Source organism: Nocardia sp. NPDC047654 (assembly GCF_043205035.1).
GTDB lineage: Bacteria > Actinomycetota > Actinomycetes > Mycobacteriales > Mycobacteriaceae > Nocardia.
Map to the genome: position 1 here is coordinate 16,408 of NZ_JBIDDF010000005.1, position 17,207 is coordinate 33,614.

Here is a 17,207-nt window from a genome sequence, read left to right on the forward strand (position 1 = left end):
CGTCCGCGTCAGGGACGGCGGCCGTGCCGGATCCGGAAGATCGCCCTGGCCACGCGGAGATGGCGCGGATGCCGATCGAACGTGGACAGGTTCACCGGCGCCTGGTACCGCTTGCGGGTGATGGCCAGGGTCCGGCTGAACTCCCGCAATCCCTGGTCGCCGTGGCTGTGGCCCTGGCCGTATTCGCCCACTCCGCCGAAGGGCAGGGCGGGAATGCCCGCGTAGGCGGTCGAGGAGTTGATGGTCACCACCCCGGCGCGCAGTTGCTCGGCGAACGCCTCGATCTCGTGCACGTCTCTGGTGAACACCGACACCGCGACATCGGTGCCGACCGCGTTGATCCGGTCGGCGGCTTCGTCCATGCTCGCCACCTTGTTCACGATGAGCACCGGGCCGATGCCCTCGCCCGTGATCGCGATGCTCTCCTCCGGCACTTCGGCCAGCACGATCGGTTCGATGTAGGGGTCGCGGATCGAGTCCAGCCCGCCGACCACCGCGCGGCCGCCGCGGGCCACCGCGTCGCGCACCTGTCTGCGCACCACGTCGACCTGCGACTCCATGATCATCGGGCCGTAGGACGCCTTCCGGTCCGCGCCCGGCCGCAGCCTGCGGGCCTGCTCCGCGACCAGGTCGAGGAAGCGGTCGTACACCGACTGGGCGACGTAGGCCCGCTGGATGCCGGTGGCGTTCTGCCCGGCGTTGGCCATCGCCCCGAACACGGCGGCCTCGGCGGCGTCGTCCAGTTTGGCGTCGACGTGCACGACCATGCTGCCCTTGCCGCTGCGCTCCACCACGACCGGCGTCATGGTCTGCGCGCACACCGAGATCACCTCGCGCGCGTCCGCCTCGGAACCGGCGTAGGCGATCTTGTCGACCTTCGCCCGGCACAGCGCCGTACCGGTGGCCTTGTCTCCCGTGACCACTTGCAGCACCGGTTGGTTCGGCGCGAGCCGGGACCAGCTGTCGGCCAGCCACACGCCGACGCCGGTGGTCAGTTCGTGCGGCTTGAACACCACGGCGTTGCCCGCCGCCATCGCGTAGGCGATCGAGCCCATCGGGGTGAACACGGGGTTGTTCCACGGGCCGAGCACACCGACGACGCCGAGCGGCAGATAGCCGACCGAGGCCCGCTGGTTGCGGGTGAGCCAGCTGGAACCGATGCGCCGCCGGTCCAGCGCGCGGCCTGCGTTGCGCGCGGCCCAGTCCAGGTTCTCCACCGCGAGCATCACCTCGATCGCGGCGTCCGCCTCCGGCTTCCCGGTTTCCTCGCACAGTAGGGAGACCAATTCACCGGAGCGCCGGGCGATTTCGCGTTTCCAATCCAGCAGCCACCGCTTCCGGTTGCTGAAACCCAGCTCCGTCCACCATTTTTCGGCCGAGCGAGCCGCGCGCACCGCGCGATTCAGCTCGGCCGCACCCATTACGGCGTAGTTGCCCACGACCTCGCCGGTGCGCGGATCATAGGACGTCAGCACGTTCGTTCGGCCCGTTCCTCCCGGACGCGCCGCCAATCGTGGCTGCGCGGACTCGGCCATGATCACCTCTCGCAGTGTCGAAACCGGCGTGCGGACCACTGAACGGGCCCACAGCCGCGGACGAGTGAGTGTTTTCCCCCGCGAAGCAGACTATGGTCTGGCGCGGCGGGCCGACAAGGCTCGGCCGTCGGCTCACGGCCGCACCGGATCGCGCTCACCAGCGTGGATCCCTTGCGCGGCCGACGGGCAGCGAGAAATGTGAGTAAGGACACAATGGGCGCACGCTGCTGCGGGTACCGCGCGCGACGCGAAGCCCCGCGCGATCGGGCCGGTAACATCACGCCGAGCGCGACGGATCACCAATCCGAGCGTGCGCCTGCGCTCGGGCGACCTGGTCGCCGCACCGGCCGATAGTGGAGAGTTGATGCCGAGTTCCAACCAAGCAGATTCGCATGCGGGTGACCCAGCGGTCCGGGCAACGGACGTCCGCAAGTCGTTCGGCGATGTGCATGCACTGCAAGGCGTCAGCTTCGTCGCCGAACGCGCCTCCGTCCTCGGCATCCTGGGGCCCAACGGCGCGGGCAAGACGACCATGGTGAAGGTGCTCTCCACGCTGCTGCGCCCCGACTCCGGCACCGCCGTCGTCGCCGGGTACGACGTGCTGAAGGACCCGGCCGGCGTGCGCCGCTCGATCATGATGACCGGTCAGTACGCGGCGCTGGACGAGAACCTCTCCGGGCGGGAGAACCTCGAGCTGTTCGGCAGGCTGATGGGCTTGGGCAAGGCCGCGGCCCGCAAGCGTGCCGACACCCTGCTGGAGGAATTCGACTTGGTGAGCGCGGGCCGCCGCGCCGTGCGCCACTACTCTGGCGGCATGCGCCGCCGCGTCGACATCGCGTGCGGACTGGTGGTGCGCCCCGAGGTGGTGTTCCTGGACGAGCCGACCACCGGCCTCGACCCGCGCAGCAGGCAGGGCGTCTGGGACCTGGTGACCGCGCTGAAGACGCAGGGCATCACGGTGCTGCTGACCACGCAGTACCTGGAGGAGGCCGACGTCCTCAGCGACAACATCATCGTGATCGACAAGGGCACGGTCATCGCCGAGGGCACCGCCGACGAGCTCAAGGAGAAGACCGGCGGCAGCTACTGCGAGGTCGTTCCGCTGGATCCGAAGAAGCTGCGCACCGCCGCGTACGCGCTGGGCGATCTGGTGCCGTCCGCGGTGCTGGCCGACCTGAACGGCGGCGACCGCCTGTCCATCCCGGCTCCGGAGGGCGCCGCCACGTTGACCGAGGCGCTGCGCAGGCTCGACAGCGCCGGCGTCGACCTGGCCGACATCGCGCTGCGCCGCCCCTCGCTCGACGACGTGTTCCTGTCCATCACCGGCCATTCGGGCGGCCACGCGTGACCGCTGCGACAGCCCCGGAGCACGTCCAGGCCGATGTGACGTTGTTCGCCGAACTCCCCGCGGCGCGGCTGTCGTCGTTCGCCCAGTGGCGCGCGCTGACCGGCCGCATCGTCCGCACCATGGCGACCAAGGGCGAGCTGATCGTCGCGATGGTCACGCCGCTGATCTTCACCCTCGGTTTCTACCTGCCGCTGCGCTACGTGATGAAGATCCAGGGCGTCGACTACGCCCAGTACGTCATGCCGATCATCGTGTTGCAGACCATGGCCTTCACCATGATGTCGAACGCGCAACTGGCCGCCTTCGAGGCGATGACCGGCTTGAGCACCCGCCTGCAAACCATGCCGATCGGGATCCTGGTGCCCTTCACCTCACGTATCTGCGCCGGTCTGGTCCGGTCGGTCACCTCGCTCACCGCGGCGGTGCTGTTCGGGCATCTGATCGGCTTCCGCTTCGTCGCAGGTGTCGGCCAGGCCGTGCTGTTCTGCGCGTTCTCCCTCGCGGTCGGCACGGTGCTCGCGATCGGCGCCGACGGGCTCGGCAGTCTGACCAAGAGTCCGGAATCGCTGAGCCAGGCGCTGACCCTGCCGACGCTGATCTTCGGCATGCTCTCCTGCGGGTTCGTGCCGGAACGCAACTTCCCGGAGTGGATTCGCCCGTTCGTGCGCAATCAGCCGATCTCCCAGTTCTCCTTCGCCTTGCGCGACATGGCGGCCGACGGGGTGACCTGGCAGGTGCTGTGGGTTCCGCTGGTGTGGGTGATCGGGCTGGCGGCGGCGTTCGTCCCGCTGGCGATCTGGGCGAGTGTGAGGCGGTCATGAGTTCGGTGGAATCGACCGTGGAGCGCACCGCCGACCGGGCCGAGGAGCCCGAGTCCCGCGCGACCGAACCGCTGCCCGTCGTCCGGGCGCGGCCGGAAGGGTCGCTGGTCACCTGGGTGGCGCAGAGCCTGATCCAGTGCAAGCGACTGCTGCTGGTCTGGGCGCGTGATCCGGCGACGACAATCCAGACGCTGGTGTATCCCGCGCTGACCTTGGTGATGTTCTACATCGTGCTGAACAAGCCCGTCTCCGGAGCCACCGGCATGCCCGCCGTGTACGGCACGGTCCCGCTGTTGACCTTGGTCGCGGCGATGTCCGGTGCCGTGGTCAGCGCCCTCGGCTTCAAGACCGAGAAGATGACCGGGCTGCTCGGCCGGTTCTGGACGATGCCGGTGCACCGTGCGGCCGGATTCACCGGACGCCTGCTCGCCGAGGCCATCCGCGTCCTGGTGACCACGGTTTTCGTCGTGGCAGTCGGTCTGCTGCTCGGTTTCCGGTTCGGTCAGGGGCCGGTCGCGGCGCTGGCGCTGATCGGCATCCCGGTGCTGTTCGGAGTCGCGTTCGCCGTCCTGGTCACCGCGCTGGCCACCGTGTCCGAGGGCGTGATGCTGGTGAACATCATCGGCATGATCAGCACGCTGCTGATGTTCTTCAACTCGGGGTTCGTCCCGGTCTTCGCCTACCCGGTCTGGTTGCAGGACGTGGTGGCGAATCAGCCGATGAGTTGCGCCATCGACGCGATGCGCGGGTTGTCCTACGGCGGGGCGGTGGCAGAGCCGCTGACCAAGACGCTCGCCTGGACGATCGGGATGATCGTGGTCTTCGCCTACCCCGCGGTCCGGGGATACCGGCGGGCCGCGGAGACGGGGCCCTAGCCGCCTGTGTGCCACGTGCCGGCCCGGTCACCGGGTCCGGCGCACGGCCTCTTCCCGCGGTTCGGCGAAGTCGTAGTCCAGCCAGCGGTCCCGATTGGTCCAGCCGACCAGGTCGTAGCGCCAGCGGAACGGCCAGGTGTGCGCGACCGTGCCGAACAGCACCGCGCCAAGGGCGGCGTAGTCGTCGTGCGCGGTCAGCAGGGCGCGCTGGCCGCGCGGCGAGGCGGTGAAGAACGCGTCGAACATGGCGATGGACTGTTCGGTGGTGAGCCGGCCGAGGCCGTAGAGGCCGCGCATCCGCATCCAATACACCAGTCGCGCGCGCGGCGGCCACAGCGCGGCGACCGGGTCGCGGCCCTGTCGCAGCGCGGTGACCGCCGTGTCGACCAGCGCCAGTGAGTCGGCGACGCTGTACCCCGTGCAGGGGTGCATCATGCCGCCGCGTGAACCGAACGGGATCGCGCGCGCCGCGCCGCGCTGTGGCGGCGGCTGGTCGAGCGGATAGTGCGCCGCCTCGCTGGGTTCGGCGCCGGTGAGCCGGATGCCGTGCGCGGCGAGCCGGTGGAGCGTGCGTTTGCGCAGTTCGTGCTGCGGCATGCCGCCCCGCAGGCCGAGGCTGGTCTCCTCGAAGATCACCGTTCCGTCGCCGAGCGGCACCGCGTAGAGGAACGACGGCGGCTCCTGCGGCCCCGCGCCGTTCTCCGGCCGCCAGTCCAGCAGCAAGCCCTCGCCCTCGCCGATCATCGGCGCGGCCGTCTCGGCGTCGACGAAGATGCCGTGCGCGCTCGCGGCCCGGCGGCGGCCGAGCGTGGGCAGCCCGCGGGTGTCGAACACCGCGCTCGCCCGGTGCACCGTGCCGTCGGCGAGCTCGACCTCGCGCGCGTCCACCCTGGTGGCGCGGCCCGCGACGACCGTGGCGTCGTCGAGCGGCAGCGCCGCGTGCAGGCCCGGCTTGGACAACACGCAATAGGGTCGGTCGATGCGATGCGCGGTCTTCGTCCAGACCGTGGGCGCGGGGATGGTGGTCGCGATGGCGGTGGACGGCAGCCACTCCGGCAGCTCGTCGACCCAGCAGGAGAACGTGGGCGGCCACAGCCGATCGGGGCGGGGGTCGATCGCGGTCACCGACAACCCGGCGCGCATGGCGCGGTGCGCGAGCGCCCGCCCGGTGGGGCCGAGCCCGACCACGCACACATCGACTTCCCGGCCCGCGCTGACACCCATACCGGCATTCAATCCGCTCGGCCGATGCGAGCGCAACTATTCGCGGCGTGCGAGCCCAAGTAATTCGGGTCTCGCATTTTCCGGATCGAGTCGAGCCGGTGGGAATCGCGTTTTCGCGCATGCCCCCAGAATCGGTGGCCCAGCAACTTCAGTCGTGAATCGGCTCGACGCGCACCATAGCCTGGGCTCGGAACGCGACGCGTTCCGGGATTCGGGATAAGGGGAGTCATGAGAGGAAGCCACCTCCGCCGGCTGGTGTTGTCGGCGGCCGTCGTCGGCGTCGTCGCATCGGCAATGGTTTCGGTGTCGGCGCAAGCGACGCCCGCGGAGTCTTCCATCGTTTCCGTGCGGGAGCACGATGCGCGGAGCCTGACATTGACGGTGCATTCCGCCGCCATGGATCTCGATATCCCGGTGGAAGTGCAGCGCGCCGCGGACACGAGCGTTCCCCGGCCGGTGTTGTATCTGCTGCTCGGTGCGGCCGGTGGCGTCGACGGCTCCACCTGGGCCACGAAGACCGATGCGATGCAATTCCTCGCGGACAAGAACGTGCACGCGGTCACGCCGATCGGCGGCATGTTCAGTTATTACGCGGACTGGCAGAAGGACGACGCCAGGCTGGGACGCCAGAAGTGGAAGACCTTCCTGAGCAGCGAACTGCCTCCGCTGATCGACTCGTACCTCGGGACCAGCGGGCGCAACGCCCTCGCGGGATTCTCGATGTCGGGGACCACGACCCTCGCGCTCGCCGCGACCACGGGTGATCTGTTCACCAGCGTGGCCGCCTACAGCGGTTGCGCGCAGACCAGCGATCCGGTCGGCCGCGAGTTCGTCCGGCTGACGGTCGAGGAATGGGGTCTCGCGGAAATGGACAACATGTGGGGGCCCGCGGGCGACCGGCAATGGGTGGCCAACGATCCGTACGTGCAGGCCGAGGGTCTGCGCGGCAAATCTATCTACATCGCCAGTGGGAATGGCATGCCCGGTGTCTACGACCAGTACGGCGGGAAATACTCGCTGAACGGTCCGTGGGGTTTCGCCAATCAACTAGTGGTCGGCGGCGTCATCGAGGCGGCCACCAATTATTGCTCGCACAACATGAAAGACCGGCTGGACAGCCTCGGCATTCCGGCGCGATACAACTTCCGCCCGGAAGGCACTCATTCCTGGGGCTATTGGGAGGACGCGCTGAAGGACTCGTGGCTGACTCTCGCCGGTCCATTGGGAATCTGATTCGTCGGGAAAAAGAGATGCCTATTCGCTCCCGGGCCGCGCGCGTCGCCGGTCTGCTGTTGGTCGCGGCCTGCGCGGCACTGTCGCACGCGCCGAGCGCGGGCGCCGCCCCAGAGACACCGGCGCTGGACGGCGCCAACGATTGGTCGTGCAGGCCCACCGGGGCACGGCCGGAGCCGGTGGTGCTCGTGCACGGCTCGGGTACCGATATCGGCCGCAGTTTCCCCCTGCTCGCGCCCGCCATCCGGGCCGAGGGGCATTGTGTTTTCGCGGCGAACCTCGGTGCCGCTCCGGGTGTGGTCGACGCGGTGAGCGGGCAGACCGGCTCCAGTTCCACCGGCATCGGGCCGATCGGTGCGGCATTGCTGGGTCGCGCGGTCTACGGCGTGGCCGACATCGATCGGATGGCGGGCGAACTCGCCGAAGTCGTGCGGTCGGTGCGGGAGAAGACGGGGGCGAGCCGGGTGGCGCTGGTCGGTCACTCCACCGGCGGCACCGTGATCCGGCAGTACCTGCGCGCTCGCGGCGCGGAGGCGGTGTCCCGAGTGGTGACGCTCGGCACCCCGTACCGGGGCACGACCTGGGACGGTTTGCGCGCGGGCTACCCGGATCTGGCCGCACTCGGCCTGGGCAACGCGCAGATCGCGGCCCAGGTCTTCGGAACTCCGGGGCAACAGCAGGTGGTCGGGTCACCGCTGCTGAACCGGCTGAACGCGGGAGGCGAGACCGTGCCCGGTGTCCGGTACGCGGCCATCGCCTCCCGCGCCGACCGGGTGATCACGCCGCAGGACACCGCCGTGCTCGCCGCGCCCTCCGCCGCCGATCGCAACGTCTGGCTACAGGACGGATGCCCCGGCAACACCGCCGACCACAGCGGCATGCTGGAAGACCCGCGCGCCGCCGCCGCCGTGCTCTCCGCGCTCGCCGGAGACCAGCGAGCGTTGCCCTGCTGATCCAGACCGGGCCGGACACGATCATTCGAGACGAAGATGGAGAACCGCGGTGGGTCTCGGCATTACCTGTGAGGGCCTGCGCCGCGAATTCGCGGGAGTCGTCGTGGTCGACGACGTGACATTCCGTGCTCCCGCGGGCCGAGTCACCGGCGTGGTCGGACCGAACGGCGCGGGAAAGACGACCCTGTTGTCGATGCTCGCCGGTCGATTGCGGCCGCACCGAGGACATTTGCGCGTGGAGGACGCCGATCCGAGCGTCGAACCATGGGTGGTCCGATCCAGGGTCGGCTGGGTTCCCGACGTGTACGAAGGCGCCGAGACCTGGTCGATCAGGGAAGTGGTGGAGTATTCGGCGAAAATCGCCGGTCACACCGGAGCCGCGGCCGGCGAACTCGTCGATCGGGCATTGCATCTCGCACGTTTGACGGGTTCGTCTCCGACGCCCGTTCTCCGTCTCTCTCGGAGCGAGAAGAAGTGGCTGGGGCTGGCCGGAGCGCTGGCCGCCGGTACCGCCGCGCTCGTGCTGGACAACCCGATGGCCGATTTGGACGACGAAGGTCGGCGCTATCTGTCCGGAATGCTGCGAGCCCTCGCCCAGCAGGGTATGACGATCGTCGTTTCGGCTTGTGCCGAAGAGGACCTCGCCGGATGCGCGGAGGAGATTCTGCGCATCCATCACGGTCGAGTCGTCGCTACCGCGTGAAGGCTCGATTCCGGCGCATCCGCGGCTTTCGCGCGCCGACCGTGGCCTCGTGACTACTTGGGCGTGACCCAGGTGGTGATATCGGCGTGCACGACCTCCAGGCCGTGCTTGTCGTAGATCGAGACCGGCACCACGATCTCGCGGCCCTCGGTGACAGTCGCGAAATCCGGGAGTTCCGGCAGCTTCGCGACGGCCCGCAGCGCGGTCTCGGCTTTGGCCAGGTACCGCACGTTCATCGCCTTGGGAATCCATCGGTGCGTCGAAGGCACCGTCGCCTCGCTGAGCATGCCCATGGCGACCTCGGCCAGATTGCACGCCGCGATGGCGTGGAAAGTGCCCAGATGATTGTGGATTCCGAACCACTTCGGCGAGGTCACCTCGCACAGCCCCGGTTCGAGCCGGACCACGTTCGGCAACACGGTGCCGAAGTAGGGCACCCGAGCCACCATCCCGAGCGAGAACAGGGCGTGCCCCAGCCGGTTGTCGGGCAGCTTCTTCCACCCGCGGTAGGTCGCGGTTTCTTTCGCCATACGCGTATCTTACTCAAAAGTAAGTTTCTCGACACCCCACCGATTTGAAGTGACTCCCGGGGGTCGTGCATACTGTTCGGGTTGCCCTGCACCGGGCCATGTCTGTTTCCCTGTGAAACGGGTGGTCGGGCGGGGCGAGCAGTACCCCATCGTGTACCTCGCCGGGTTTCCGGCGTGGGTACGTCCGGGACAGTGTTCCAGGTCTGAGACGCAGTGCGATCCGAGGCCGAGGAATGAGCGGACGGGCGACACGCCCGACCGCGTGGACCGGAGAACCATGACAGATGAACAGCGGCGAGGATCGGGCATGCCCGGTCGTGAGTCTCCACTGTGTCGGATCTGGCCCGACCGGGGCCGTGCGTAATTACGCAGGCTGCCCCATGGGCCTGATCCACTCGGGCTGGGACGTCTTCGTGTGTTCGGGCTGTGCAAATGAGGGTGGTCCAGTGGACCGGCGTAGCCGGCTTCCGGATCACGAAGGAAAGCGGAGAAAAGGACACTTAGCGTGGCGGGACAAAAGATCCGCATCAGGCTCAAGGCCTATGACCACGAGGCGATCGACGCATCGGCGCGCAAGATCGTGGAGACGGTGACCCGCACCGGGGCACGCGTCGTCGGCCCGGTGCCGTTGCCGACCGAGAAGAACGTGTACTGCGTCATCCGTTCGCCGCACAAGTACAAGGACTCGCGCGAGCACTTCGAGATGCGTACGCACAAGCGCCTCATCGACATCCTCGACCCGACGCCGAAGACGGTGGACGCGCTCATGCGCATCGACCTGCCGGCCAGCGTCGACGTCAACATTCAGTGACGGGGACTCGAGACATGACTGACAACAAGAACAGGCCGGCCGCCGGCATCCTGGGCACCAAGCTCGGCATGACCCAGGTCTTCGACGACAAGAACCGCGTCGTTCCCGTGACCGTCATCAAGGCCGGGCCGAACGTCGTCACCCAGATCCGCACCGAGGAGCGCGACGGCTACAGCGCCGTCCAGATCGCTTTCGGCGCCATCGACCCGCGCAAGGTGAACAAGCCGGTCTCCGGACAGTTCGCCAAGGCCGGCGTCACCCCGCGCCGCCATGTCGCCGAGATCCGCGTCGCGGACGCCTCCACCTTCGAGGTCGGCCAGGAGATCAGCGCCGACGTGTTCGAAGAGGGCAGCTACGTCGACGTCACCGGCACCAGCAAGGGCAAGGGCTTCGCGGGCACCATGAAGCGCCACGGCTTCCGTGGCCAGGGCGCCTCGCACGGTGCGCAGGCCGTGCACCGTCGTCCGGGTTCGATCGGTGGCTGCGCCACCCCCGGCCGCGTGTTCAAGGGCATGCGCATGTCGGGCCGGATGGGTAACGACCGGGTCACCACGCAGAACCTCTCGGTGCACAAGGTCGACGCCGAGAACGGCCTGCTGCTGATCAAGGGAGCGATCCCGGGTCGCAAGGGCGGCGTCGTGATCGTCAAGAGCGCCGTGAAGGGTGGTGCGCACGCATGACCAGCTCAGCTGTGAACACTGAGAAGAAGTCCGCGAATCTGACGCTGCCGGTCAAGGAGATCGGCGGCAAGACCAACGGCACCGTCGATCTCCCCGCGGAGATCTTCGACGTGACAGCCAACATCGCGCTGATGCACCAGGTCGTCGTGGCCCAGCAGGCCGCGGCCCGCCAGGGCACGCACGCGACCAAGACGCGTGGCCAGGTCTCCGGTGGCGGCAAGAAGCCGTACCGGCAGAAGGGCACCGGCCGCGCCCGCCAGGGTTCGACCCGCGCGCCGCAGTTCGCCGGTGGTGGCACCGTGCACGGCCCGCAGCCGCGCGACTACACCCAGCGCCTGCCCAAGAAGATGAAGGCCGCCGCCCTGCGTGGCGCCCTGTCCGACCGGGCTCGCAACGAGCGCATCCACGTGATCACCGAACTGGTGGCCGGCCAGACCCCGTCCACCAAGACCGCCAAGAGCTTCCTGGCCGAGTTGTCGGACCGCAAGAAGTTCCTGGTCGTGGTGGGCCGCGAGGACGTCGCCGCGTGGAAGAGCCTGGCGAACCTGCAGAACGTGCACCCGATCGCCCCCGACCAGCTCAACACCTACGACGTCCTCAACAGTGACGACGTGGTGTTCAGCGTCGAGGCGCTCAACGCGTTCGTGCACGGCCCCGCGGAGTCCCCGCAGGACGCTGCGGCGATTGCACAGGAGGAGAGCAAGTGACCACCATCGCCGACCCCCGCGACATTCTGCTGGCGCCGGTCATCTCCGAGAAGTCCTATGGACTGATCGAGGAAGGCACCTACACCTTCCTGGTGCACCCGGACTCGAACAAGACGCAGATCAAGATCGCCGTGGAGAAGGTCTTCGGTGTGAAGGTGACCAGCGTCAACACCGCCAACCGTCAGGGCAAGCGCAAGCGGACCCGCTTCGGTTACGGCAAGCGCAAGAGCACCAAGCGCGCGCTCGTGACCATCTCGGCCGACAGCAAGCCCATCGAGATCTTCGGAGGCCCGGTCGCGTAAGCGCTCGGGAATCCAGAAAGTAGAGAAGAACTCATGGCAATCCGTAAGTACAAGCCGACTACGCCGGGCCGTCGTGGCGCCAGCGTCTCGGACTTCGCCGAGATCACCCGGTCGACCCCGGAGAAGTCGCTGCTGCGCCCGCTGTCCAAGTCCGGCGGCCGCAACGCCCACGGCCGGATCACCACCCGGCACCGCGGTGGCGGGCACAAGCGCGCCTACCGTCTGATCGACTTCCGTCGTTTGGACAAAGACGGCATCCCGGCCAAGGTCGCGCACATCGAGTACGACCCGAACCGCACCGCGAACATCGCGCTGCTGCACTTCGTGGACGGCGAGAAGCGCTACATCATCGCCCCCAAGGGCGTGACGCAGGGCACCCGCATCGAGTCCGGCCCGACGGCCGACATCAAGCCGGGCAACAACCTGCCGCTGCGCAACATCCCGACCGGTACCACCATCCACGCGGTGGAGCTGCGTCCGGGCGGCGGCGCCAAGCTGGCCCGCTCGGCCGGCATGAGCATCCAGCTGCTCGGTAAGGAAGGCCCCTACGCCACGCTGCGTATGCCCTCCGGTGAGATCCGCCGCGTCGACGTGCGCTGCCGCGCCACCGTCGGCGAGGTCGGCAATGCCGAGCAGTCGAACATCAACTGGGGTAAGGCCGGCCGTATGCGCTGGAAGGGTCGCCGCCCCACGGTCCGTGGTGTCGTCATGAACCCGGTCGACCACCCGCATGGTGGTGGTGAGGGCAAGACCTCCGGTGGTCGCCACCCGGTCTCGCCGTGGGGTCAGCCGGAAGGCCGCACCCGCAAGCCCAACCGTCCGAGCGACAAGCTCATCGTCCGCCGTCGCAAGACCGGCAAGAAGCGCTGAAGGAGGAGGTAAGAAATGCCACGCAGCCTCAAGAAAGGCCCGTTTGTCGACGACCACCTCCTCGCGAAGGTGGACGTGCAGAACGAGAAGGGCACCAAGCAGGTCATCAAGACCTGGTCGCGTCGTTCGACCATCATCCCCGATTTCATCGGGCACACGTTCGCGGTGCACGACGGCCGCAAGCACGTGCCGGTGTTCGTCTCGGACAACATGGTCGGGCACAAGCTCGGTGAGTTCGCGCCGACCAGGACGTTCAAGAGCCACGTCAAGGAAGACCGGAAGAGCAAGCGGCGATGACGACGACTGAGACTCAGAACCCGACTGCGCGCGCGACCGCCAAGCACGTTCGCGTCACCCCGATGAAGGCACGCCGTGTCGTGGACCTGGTCCGCGGCAAGCGCGTCGAGGACGCCCTCGCCCTGCTGAAGTTCGCGCCCCAGGCCGCGAGCGAGCCGGTCGCCAAGGTCGTCGCCAGTGCCGCCGCCAACGCCGAGAACAACCTCGGCCTGAACCCGGCCACGCTGGTCATCTCGACCGCCTACGTCGATGAGGGTACGACCCTGAAGCGGTTCCAGCCGCGTGCCCAGGGCCGTGCGTTCCGCATCCGCAAGCGCACCAGCCACATCACCATCGAGGTCGAGAGCATCCCCACCGCCGGTGGATCCACTCGTAACCGCCGGAAGGGAGGGGCAAAGTAAATGGGACAGAAGATCAATCCCCACGGCTTCCGCCTCGGTATCACCACCGACTGGAAGTCGCGCTGGTACGCGGACAAGCAGTACGCGGACTACGTGAAGGAAGACGTCGCGATCCGCAAGCTCCTGGCCACCGGCATGGAGCGGGCAGGCATCTCCAAGGTCGAGATCGAGCGCACCCGTGACCGCGTTCGGGTGGACATCCACACCGCGCGTCCCGGCATCGTGATCGGCCGCCGCGGCGCCGAGGCCGACCGCATCCGCGCCGAGCTGGAGAAGCTCACCGGCAAGCAGGTGCAGCTGAACATCCTCGAGGTGAAGAACCCCGAGTCGGATGCGCAGCTGGTCGCCCAGGCCGTCGCGGAGCAGCTGTCCAACCGTGTGGCGTTCCGTCGCGCGATGCGCAAGGCCATCCAGTCGGCCATGCGTTCGCCGAACGTCAAGGGCATCCGTGTGCAGTGCTCGGGCCGCCTCGGTGGCGCCGAGATGTCGCGCTCGGAGTTCTACCGCGAGGGTCGGGTGCCGCTGCACACGCTGCGCGCCGACATCGACTACGGCCTCTACGAGGCCAAGACCACCTTCGGTCGCATCGGCGTGAAGGTCTGGATCTACAAGGGCGACATCGTCGGTGGCAAGCGTGAGCTCGCCGCCGCTGCCGCCGCGCCCGAGCGTCCGCGCCGGGAGCGGCCGAGCCGTCCGCGTCGGTCCGGTTCCGCAGGCACCACCGCGACCAGCACCGAGGCCGGGCGCGCCGCCACCGCGGTGGCCGACGCGCCGGCAGAGACACAGGAGGGCTGACGCATGCTGATGCCTCGCAAGGTGAAGCACCGCAAGCAGCATCACCCGGGTCGTTCCGGCATGGCCAAGGGCGGCACCTCGGTGGCGTTCGGCGAATTCGGCATCCAGGCGCTGGAGCCGGCGTACGTCACCAACCGGCAGATCGAGTCGGCGCGTATCGCGATGACTCGCCACATCCGCCGTGGCGGCAAGATCTGGATCAACATCTACCCGGATCGCCCGCTGACCAAGAAGCCCGCCGAGACCCGCATGGGTTCCGGTAAGGGTTCGCCGGAGTGGTGGGTCGCGAACGTCAAGCCCGGTCGCGTGATGTTCGAGATGAGCTACCCGAACGAGGAGACCGCTCGTGAGGCCCTGCGCCGCGCGATGCACAAGCTCCCGATGAAGTGCAGGATCGTGACCAGGGAGGAGCAGTTCTGATGGCTACCGGAACACCGGCCGCAGAGCTCCGCGAGCTCACCGAAGAGGAGTTGGTGGCCAAGCTGCGCGACTCCAAGGAAGAGCTGTTCAACCTGCGCTTCCAGATGGCGACGGGTCAGCTGGACAACAACCGTCGTCTGCGCGTCGTCCGTCACGAGATCGCGCGCATCTACACGGTCATGCGTGAGCGCGAGCTCGGTCTGGCCACCGGACCCGCTGGCAAGGGAGATGCCGCATGAGCGACAAAGTAGAAGGGCAGCGCGGCACCCGCAAGGTGCGTGTCGGCTACGTTGTCTCGGACAAGATGAACAAGACGATCGTCGTCGAGCTGGAAGACCGCCATCGGCACCCGCTCTACGGCAAGATCATTCGCACCACCTCGAAGGTGAAGGCGCATGACGAGAACGAGATCGCCGGCATCGGCGACCGCGTTCAGCTGATGGAGACCCGTCCGCTGTCGGCCACCAAGCGCTGGCGTCTGGTCGAGGTCCTGGAGAGGGCCAAGTAAGCCTTTCCACGGCGTGAAACTCGAAGGCCCGCCTCCCGTTTCGGGAGGCGGGCCTTCGCCGTGTCCGGGCGTGTCCGAATTCCACGGAATCGCGGTGGAGTACCCCTCGATGGGTACTGTCGTGGATGTGTTGCGTGCACCGATCGAGCACGCCGCAAGCAGGCTCGTGGCCTGACCGATACGGCGAGCGAAGGCCGATGTGGAGGTGTGAGCGGTGGCATATGGGACTCGACCCGGCCGGCCCGATGACCGAGCGCTGCTGCGGGAGCATCTGCTGAGGACGCGGATCGCGGGGGATGTCGCGACGCCTCGGGAGGGGAATCTCGCGAATTACCGCAAGATGGTGCGGAAGGACCCGGGGTACCAATTCGGGCTGACGCTGAAGGATTGGACGTTCGCCGAAACCCTGGAGATGATGGCTCGGCTCTGCGGGGTCAGCCCCGATCCTCGTCATGTGCGGGGTGCGGACACCATCGACGTCGATCTGACGCTCGACGCGCTCGACGCGATGGGGGCGCGGATCGGGGTCGCGGCGCGCCGTCGGGAGACCGTGCTGCTGGCGACCGGGCACCCGGATACGCTCCTGGGCGTCTACCGCGCGGTCGAGGACGCGCTGCGGGCCGCGGGGTGCGTGGTACTCGCGCCTGCCGCGGGATGGTCCTACCGAGTCGCTACGCCCTTCGGGTCGCAGCACCGCGAAATCGTCTACACCTCGGCCGTTGCGGCGCTCGGCACCGACGGCCTGCTGAAACACACTCACGACCCGCACCCGATGCGGGCGGTGCTGCGGGAGTTGCGCGACACCGCGTCCGGCCCCTGGCCCGACCTGGTCATCGCGGACCACGGCTGGGCCGGTGCGGCCGGCGATGCCGGCATCGACACCGTCGGATTCGCCGATAGCAACGATCCCGCGCTGTTCGCCGGGCAGGCCGAGGGAAAGATCGCCGTCACGGTTCCGCTCGACGACGGCGTTCACCCCGACCATTACCAGCCGTTGACCGCTTATCTGCTCGCCCGCGCGAAGCTGGGCCGGTGACCTCAGCCGGGTTCGGGCGCGTCGCCCCGTTCGTCGTCGCGGGCCGCGTCGCACGTGTCACGGACGATGGTCCCGAGGTCGGAATATCGCGGCGACCAACCTAATTCGGAAGCCGCTTTGGCGGGATCGCTGATCAGTGCGGCCGGTTCTGGCGCCGATGGCCGGTGTATCAAGCGAATTCGCTTGCCGGTCCGCCGCTCGACGGCGGCTACGACGTCGAGAATGCTGCTGCCGTGGCCGCTACCGATGATGTATTGCTCGGCCCCGCCCGGCGTCGGCGTGTTCTCGAGACATGCGGCGAAAGCGGCTGCGGCGTCGTCGATATGCAGGTAGTCGCGAACCGCGCTGCCGTCGCCGTTGATCTCCAGTACCGAGTGCTTCATCGCGGCCGCGACTGTCCGGGGAATCAAGCGCGTGGGATCGGGGTCCGCGCCACCGGCTACGTTCATCAAGCGCAGTACGGTTGCGGACAAGCGCCCGGCGCCCGCTTGTGCTCGGATCGCCCACTCGGCCGCCAGCTTGCTCGCGGCATACGGGTGCGGGGGCGCGTCGGGCAGGCGCTCCGTCATCGGCTGGCGCTGTGGAGCCCCGTAGATCGAGCCGGTCGAGGCGAAGACGATCCGCGAGACTCCGGCAGCGGCCATCGCTTCCAGCAAGGCGACGGTCCCGCCGGTATTGACCCGGAAGTACCGGAGCGGATCGGCTGTCGACTCGCGAGCGCGAGTCAGCCCGGCCAGGTGGCAGACCGCGTCCACGCCGTCCAGCGCATCGCGCAGCCCGGCCTCGTCCAACAGGTCGGCGACGCGAGTCGTCACCCGCGGAGATGACGTGTTCCCGCGAACCATCGCGATCGGTTCGTGCCCGGCCCTACCCAGCAGATCGATGACCTTCCGGCCGATATAGCCGTTGGCTCCGGTGACGAGAACGCGCACCACACGATCTTGTCACCGAGCAGGAGTCGCTGTTGCCCGGGCTGGGTCACCGATCGCCCGACGCGCTAGAACCTGCGTTCGGCGGGGCGGAATGTCTCGCTGAGTCTGTCGTAGGCGTGGAAGGGAGTGCACACCCCGAGCCCGTAGTTCCTGCAACCATGTTGTGTACCCGGCTTCGTTGCGTCCGCCAACGACCAGATCGTCGCGAATCAGAGCGCCACCGGCT

General features: G+C 68.1%; 21 protein-coding genes and 1 pseudogene. 18 read left to right on the top strand and 4 right to left on the bottom strand.

Features of this window, described 5'->3' with window-relative positions:
- Window positions 1-8 precede the first annotated feature (8 nt).
- Window positions 9-1,535, bottom strand: a complete 1,527-nt coding sequence (locus tag ACGF7Y_RS17200; RefSeq protein WP_393235151.1) for an aldehyde dehydrogenase family protein — start codon at window positions 1,533-1,535, stop codon at window positions 9-11.
- Between the two features lie 364 nt (window positions 1,536-1,899).
- Between ACGF7Y_RS17200 and ACGF7Y_RS17205 the strand changes: the two genes are divergently transcribed.
- From ACGF7Y_RS17205 to ACGF7Y_RS17215, 3 genes are read left to right on the top strand one after another with little or no spacing between them, the layout of a single operon-like run.
- Complete coding sequence (locus tag ACGF7Y_RS17205) at window positions 1,900-2,883, top strand: ATP-binding cassette domain-containing protein (protein ID WP_357131259.1); 984 nt, start codon at window positions 1,900-1,902, stop codon at window positions 2,881-2,883.
- A complete protein-coding gene (locus ACGF7Y_RS17210; RefSeq protein WP_393234699.1) occupies window positions 2,880-3,704 on the top strand; it encodes an ABC transporter permease in 825 nt (274 codons plus the stop codon). The genes ACGF7Y_RS17205 and ACGF7Y_RS17210 overlap by 4 nt, the downstream gene beginning before the upstream one ends.
- Entirely contained in the window at window positions 3,701-4,579 is an 879-nt protein-coding gene (locus ACGF7Y_RS17215) for an ABC transporter permease (RefSeq protein ID WP_393234702.1), read from the top strand. The genes ACGF7Y_RS17210 and ACGF7Y_RS17215 overlap by 4 nt, the downstream gene beginning before the upstream one ends.
- Before the next feature lie 27 nt (window positions 4,580-4,606).
- Here the strand turns inward: ACGF7Y_RS17215 and ACGF7Y_RS17220 are convergent, their stop codons facing one another.
- Window positions 4,607-5,803 carry a lycopene cyclase family protein gene (locus tag ACGF7Y_RS17220; protein WP_393234705.1) on the bottom strand — a complete coding sequence of 399 codons (1,197 nt, stop codon included), beginning with the start codon at window positions 5,801-5,803 and terminating at the stop codon, window positions 4,607-4,609.
- A 228-nt stretch (window positions 5,804-6,031) separates the two neighbouring features.
- On the opposite strand from ACGF7Y_RS17220, the gene ACGF7Y_RS17225 reads away from it, so the two are divergent.
- From ACGF7Y_RS17225 to ACGF7Y_RS17235, 3 genes are read left to right on the top strand one after another with little or no spacing between them, the layout of a single operon-like run.
- Complete coding sequence (locus tag ACGF7Y_RS17225) at window positions 6,032-7,036, top strand: alpha/beta hydrolase (protein ID WP_393234707.1); 1,005 nt, start codon at window positions 6,032-6,034, stop codon at window positions 7,034-7,036.
- 17 nt (window positions 7,037-7,053) lie between these two features.
- Window positions 7,054-7,989, top strand: coding sequence for an esterase/lipase family protein (locus ACGF7Y_RS17230; protein WP_393234709.1), 936 nt, complete (start codon window positions 7,054-7,056; stop codon window positions 7,987-7,989).
- Between the two features lie 49 nt (window positions 7,990-8,038).
- On the top strand, window positions 8,039-8,692 hold the full coding sequence (locus tag ACGF7Y_RS17235; protein WP_393234711.1) for an ATP-binding cassette domain-containing protein: 654 nt from the start codon (window positions 8,039-8,041) through the stop codon (window positions 8,690-8,692).
- A gap of 53 nt (window positions 8,693-8,745) precedes the next feature.
- Here ACGF7Y_RS17235 and ACGF7Y_RS17240 read toward each other — a convergent pair whose 3' ends face one another.
- Window positions 8,746-9,222 carry a hotdog fold domain-containing protein gene (locus tag ACGF7Y_RS17240; protein WP_357131276.1) on the bottom strand — a complete coding sequence of 159 codons (477 nt, stop codon included), beginning with the start codon at window positions 9,220-9,222 and terminating at the stop codon, window positions 8,746-8,748.
- Window positions 9,223-9,727: 505 nt separating this feature from the next.
- Between ACGF7Y_RS17240 and rpsJ the strand changes: the two genes are divergently transcribed.
- From rpsJ to ACGF7Y_RS17300, 12 genes and pseudogenes are all read left to right on the top strand, one after another.
- Window positions 9,728-10,033, top strand: coding sequence for a 30S ribosomal protein S10 (rpsJ, locus tag ACGF7Y_RS17245; protein ID WP_003938093.1), 306 nt, complete (start codon window positions 9,728-9,730; stop codon window positions 10,031-10,033).
- 14 nt (window positions 10,034-10,047) lie between these two features.
- Complete coding sequence (rplC, locus tag ACGF7Y_RS17250; RefSeq protein ID WP_393234713.1) at window positions 10,048-10,713, top strand: 50S ribosomal protein L3; 666 nt, start codon at window positions 10,048-10,050, stop codon at window positions 10,711-10,713.
- Window positions 10,710-11,420 carry a 50S ribosomal protein L4 gene (gene rplD / locus ACGF7Y_RS17255; RefSeq protein WP_357044534.1) on the top strand — a complete coding sequence of 237 codons (711 nt, stop codon included), beginning with the start codon at window positions 10,710-10,712 and terminating at the stop codon, window positions 11,418-11,420. Before rplC ends, rplD begins: the two co-directional genes overlap by 4 nt.
- The gene (gene rplW, locus ACGF7Y_RS17260) at window positions 11,417-11,722 is read left to right on the top strand and encodes a 50S ribosomal protein L23 (protein ID WP_029923608.1); all 306 of its coding nucleotides are present in this window, start codon (window positions 11,417-11,419) and stop codon (window positions 11,720-11,722) included. The genes rplD and rplW overlap by 4 nt, the downstream gene beginning before the upstream one ends.
- Window positions 11,723-11,755: 33 nt before the next feature.
- The gene (gene rplB, locus ACGF7Y_RS17265) at window positions 11,756-12,592 is read left to right on the top strand and encodes a 50S ribosomal protein L2 (RefSeq protein WP_040864840.1); all 837 of its coding nucleotides are present in this window, start codon (window positions 11,756-11,758) and stop codon (window positions 12,590-12,592) included.
- Window positions 12,593-12,607: 15 nt separating this feature from the next.
- Complete coding sequence (gene rpsS, locus ACGF7Y_RS17270) at window positions 12,608-12,889, top strand: 30S ribosomal protein S19 (protein ID WP_039795442.1); 282 nt, start codon at window positions 12,608-12,610, stop codon at window positions 12,887-12,889.
- Window positions 12,886-13,290: a 50S ribosomal protein L22 gene (gene rplV, locus ACGF7Y_RS17275; RefSeq protein WP_040864841.1), complete on the top strand. Its 405-nt coding sequence runs from the start codon at window positions 12,886-12,888 to the stop codon at window positions 13,288-13,290. The genes rpsS and rplV overlap by 4 nt, the downstream gene beginning before the upstream one ends.
- Window positions 13,291-14,085, top strand: coding sequence for a 30S ribosomal protein S3 (gene rpsC / locus ACGF7Y_RS17280; protein WP_040774085.1), 795 nt, complete (start codon window positions 13,291-13,293; stop codon window positions 14,083-14,085).
- Window positions 14,086-14,088: 3 nt separating this feature from the next.
- Window positions 14,089-14,505, top strand: a complete 417-nt coding sequence (gene rplP / locus ACGF7Y_RS17285) for a 50S ribosomal protein L16 (RefSeq protein WP_040864842.1) — start codon at window positions 14,089-14,091, stop codon at window positions 14,503-14,505.
- Complete coding sequence (gene rpmC / locus ACGF7Y_RS17290; RefSeq protein ID WP_040864843.1) at window positions 14,505-14,744, top strand: 50S ribosomal protein L29; 240 nt, start codon at window positions 14,505-14,507, stop codon at window positions 14,742-14,744. Before rplP ends, rpmC begins: the two co-directional genes overlap by 1 nt.
- A 20-nt stretch (window positions 14,745-14,764) precedes the next feature.
- A pseudogene (gene rpsQ / locus ACGF7Y_RS17295) lies at window positions 14,765-15,013 on the top strand (30S ribosomal protein S17); the annotation flags it as partial.
- A 214-nt stretch (window positions 15,014-15,227) separates the two neighbouring features.
- Window positions 15,228-16,049 (top strand): phosphatase, encoded by an 822-nt coding sequence (locus tag ACGF7Y_RS17300; RefSeq protein WP_393234716.1) that lies wholly within the window; start codon window positions 15,228-15,230, stop codon window positions 16,047-16,049.
- Between the two features lie 2 nt (window positions 16,050-16,051).
- Here the strand turns inward: ACGF7Y_RS17300 and ACGF7Y_RS17305 are convergent, their stop codons facing one another.
- Window positions 16,052-16,981, bottom strand: coding sequence for an NAD-dependent epimerase/dehydratase family protein (locus ACGF7Y_RS17305; protein WP_393234719.1), 930 nt, complete (start codon window positions 16,979-16,981; stop codon window positions 16,052-16,054).
- Window positions 16,982-17,207: the final 226 nt, after the last annotated feature.

What these genes read in the sequence shown, in the direction of transcription:
- ACGF7Y_RS17220 (WP_393234705.1), bottom strand. Translation starts at nt 5,803, where the DNA reads ATGGGTGTCAGCGCGGGCCGGGAAGTCGATGTGTGCGTGGTCGGGCTC.
- rplP (WP_040864842.1), top strand. Translation starts at nt 14,089, where the DNA reads ATGCTGATGCCTCGCAAGGTGAAGCACCGCAAGCAGCATCACCCGGGT.
- ACGF7Y_RS17215 (WP_393234702.1), top strand. Translation starts at nt 3,701, where the DNA reads ATGAGTTCGGTGGAATCGACCGTGGAGCGCACCGCCGACCGGGCCGAG.
- rpsS (WP_039795442.1), top strand. Translation starts at nt 12,608, where the DNA reads ATGCCACGCAGCCTCAAGAAAGGCCCGTTTGTCGACGACCACCTCCTC.
- rpmC (WP_040864843.1), top strand. Translation starts at nt 14,505, where the DNA reads ATGGCTACCGGAACACCGGCCGCAGAGCTCCGCGAGCTCACCGAAGAG.
- ACGF7Y_RS17205 (WP_357131259.1), top strand. Translation starts at nt 1,900, where the DNA reads ATGCCGAGTTCCAACCAAGCAGATTCGCATGCGGGTGACCCAGCGGTC.
- rplC (WP_393234713.1), top strand. Translation starts at nt 10,048, where the DNA reads ATGACTGACAACAAGAACAGGCCGGCCGCCGGCATCCTGGGCACCAAG.
- ACGF7Y_RS17225 (WP_393234707.1), top strand. Translation starts at nt 6,032, where the DNA reads ATGAGAGGAAGCCACCTCCGCCGGCTGGTGTTGTCGGCGGCCGTCGTC.
- rplD (WP_357044534.1), top strand. Translation starts at nt 10,710, where the DNA reads ATGACCAGCTCAGCTGTGAACACTGAGAAGAAGTCCGCGAATCTGACG.
- rplV (WP_040864841.1), top strand. Translation starts at nt 12,886, where the DNA reads ATGACGACGACTGAGACTCAGAACCCGACTGCGCGCGCGACCGCCAAG.
- ACGF7Y_RS17200 (WP_393235151.1), bottom strand. Translation starts at nt 1,535, where the DNA reads ATGGCCGAGTCCGCGCAGCCACGATTGGCGGCGCGTCCGGGAGGAACG.
- rplB (WP_040864840.1), top strand. Translation starts at nt 11,756, where the DNA reads ATGGCAATCCGTAAGTACAAGCCGACTACGCCGGGCCGTCGTGGCGCC.
- ACGF7Y_RS17230 (WP_393234709.1), top strand. Translation starts at nt 7,054, where the DNA reads ATGCCTATTCGCTCCCGGGCCGCGCGCGTCGCCGGTCTGCTGTTGGTC.
- rpsC (WP_040774085.1), top strand. Translation starts at nt 13,291, where the DNA reads ATGGGACAGAAGATCAATCCCCACGGCTTCCGCCTCGGTATCACCACC.
- ACGF7Y_RS17240 (WP_357131276.1), bottom strand. Translation starts at nt 9,222, where the DNA reads ATGGCGAAAGAAACCGCGACCTACCGCGGGTGGAAGAAGCTGCCCGAC.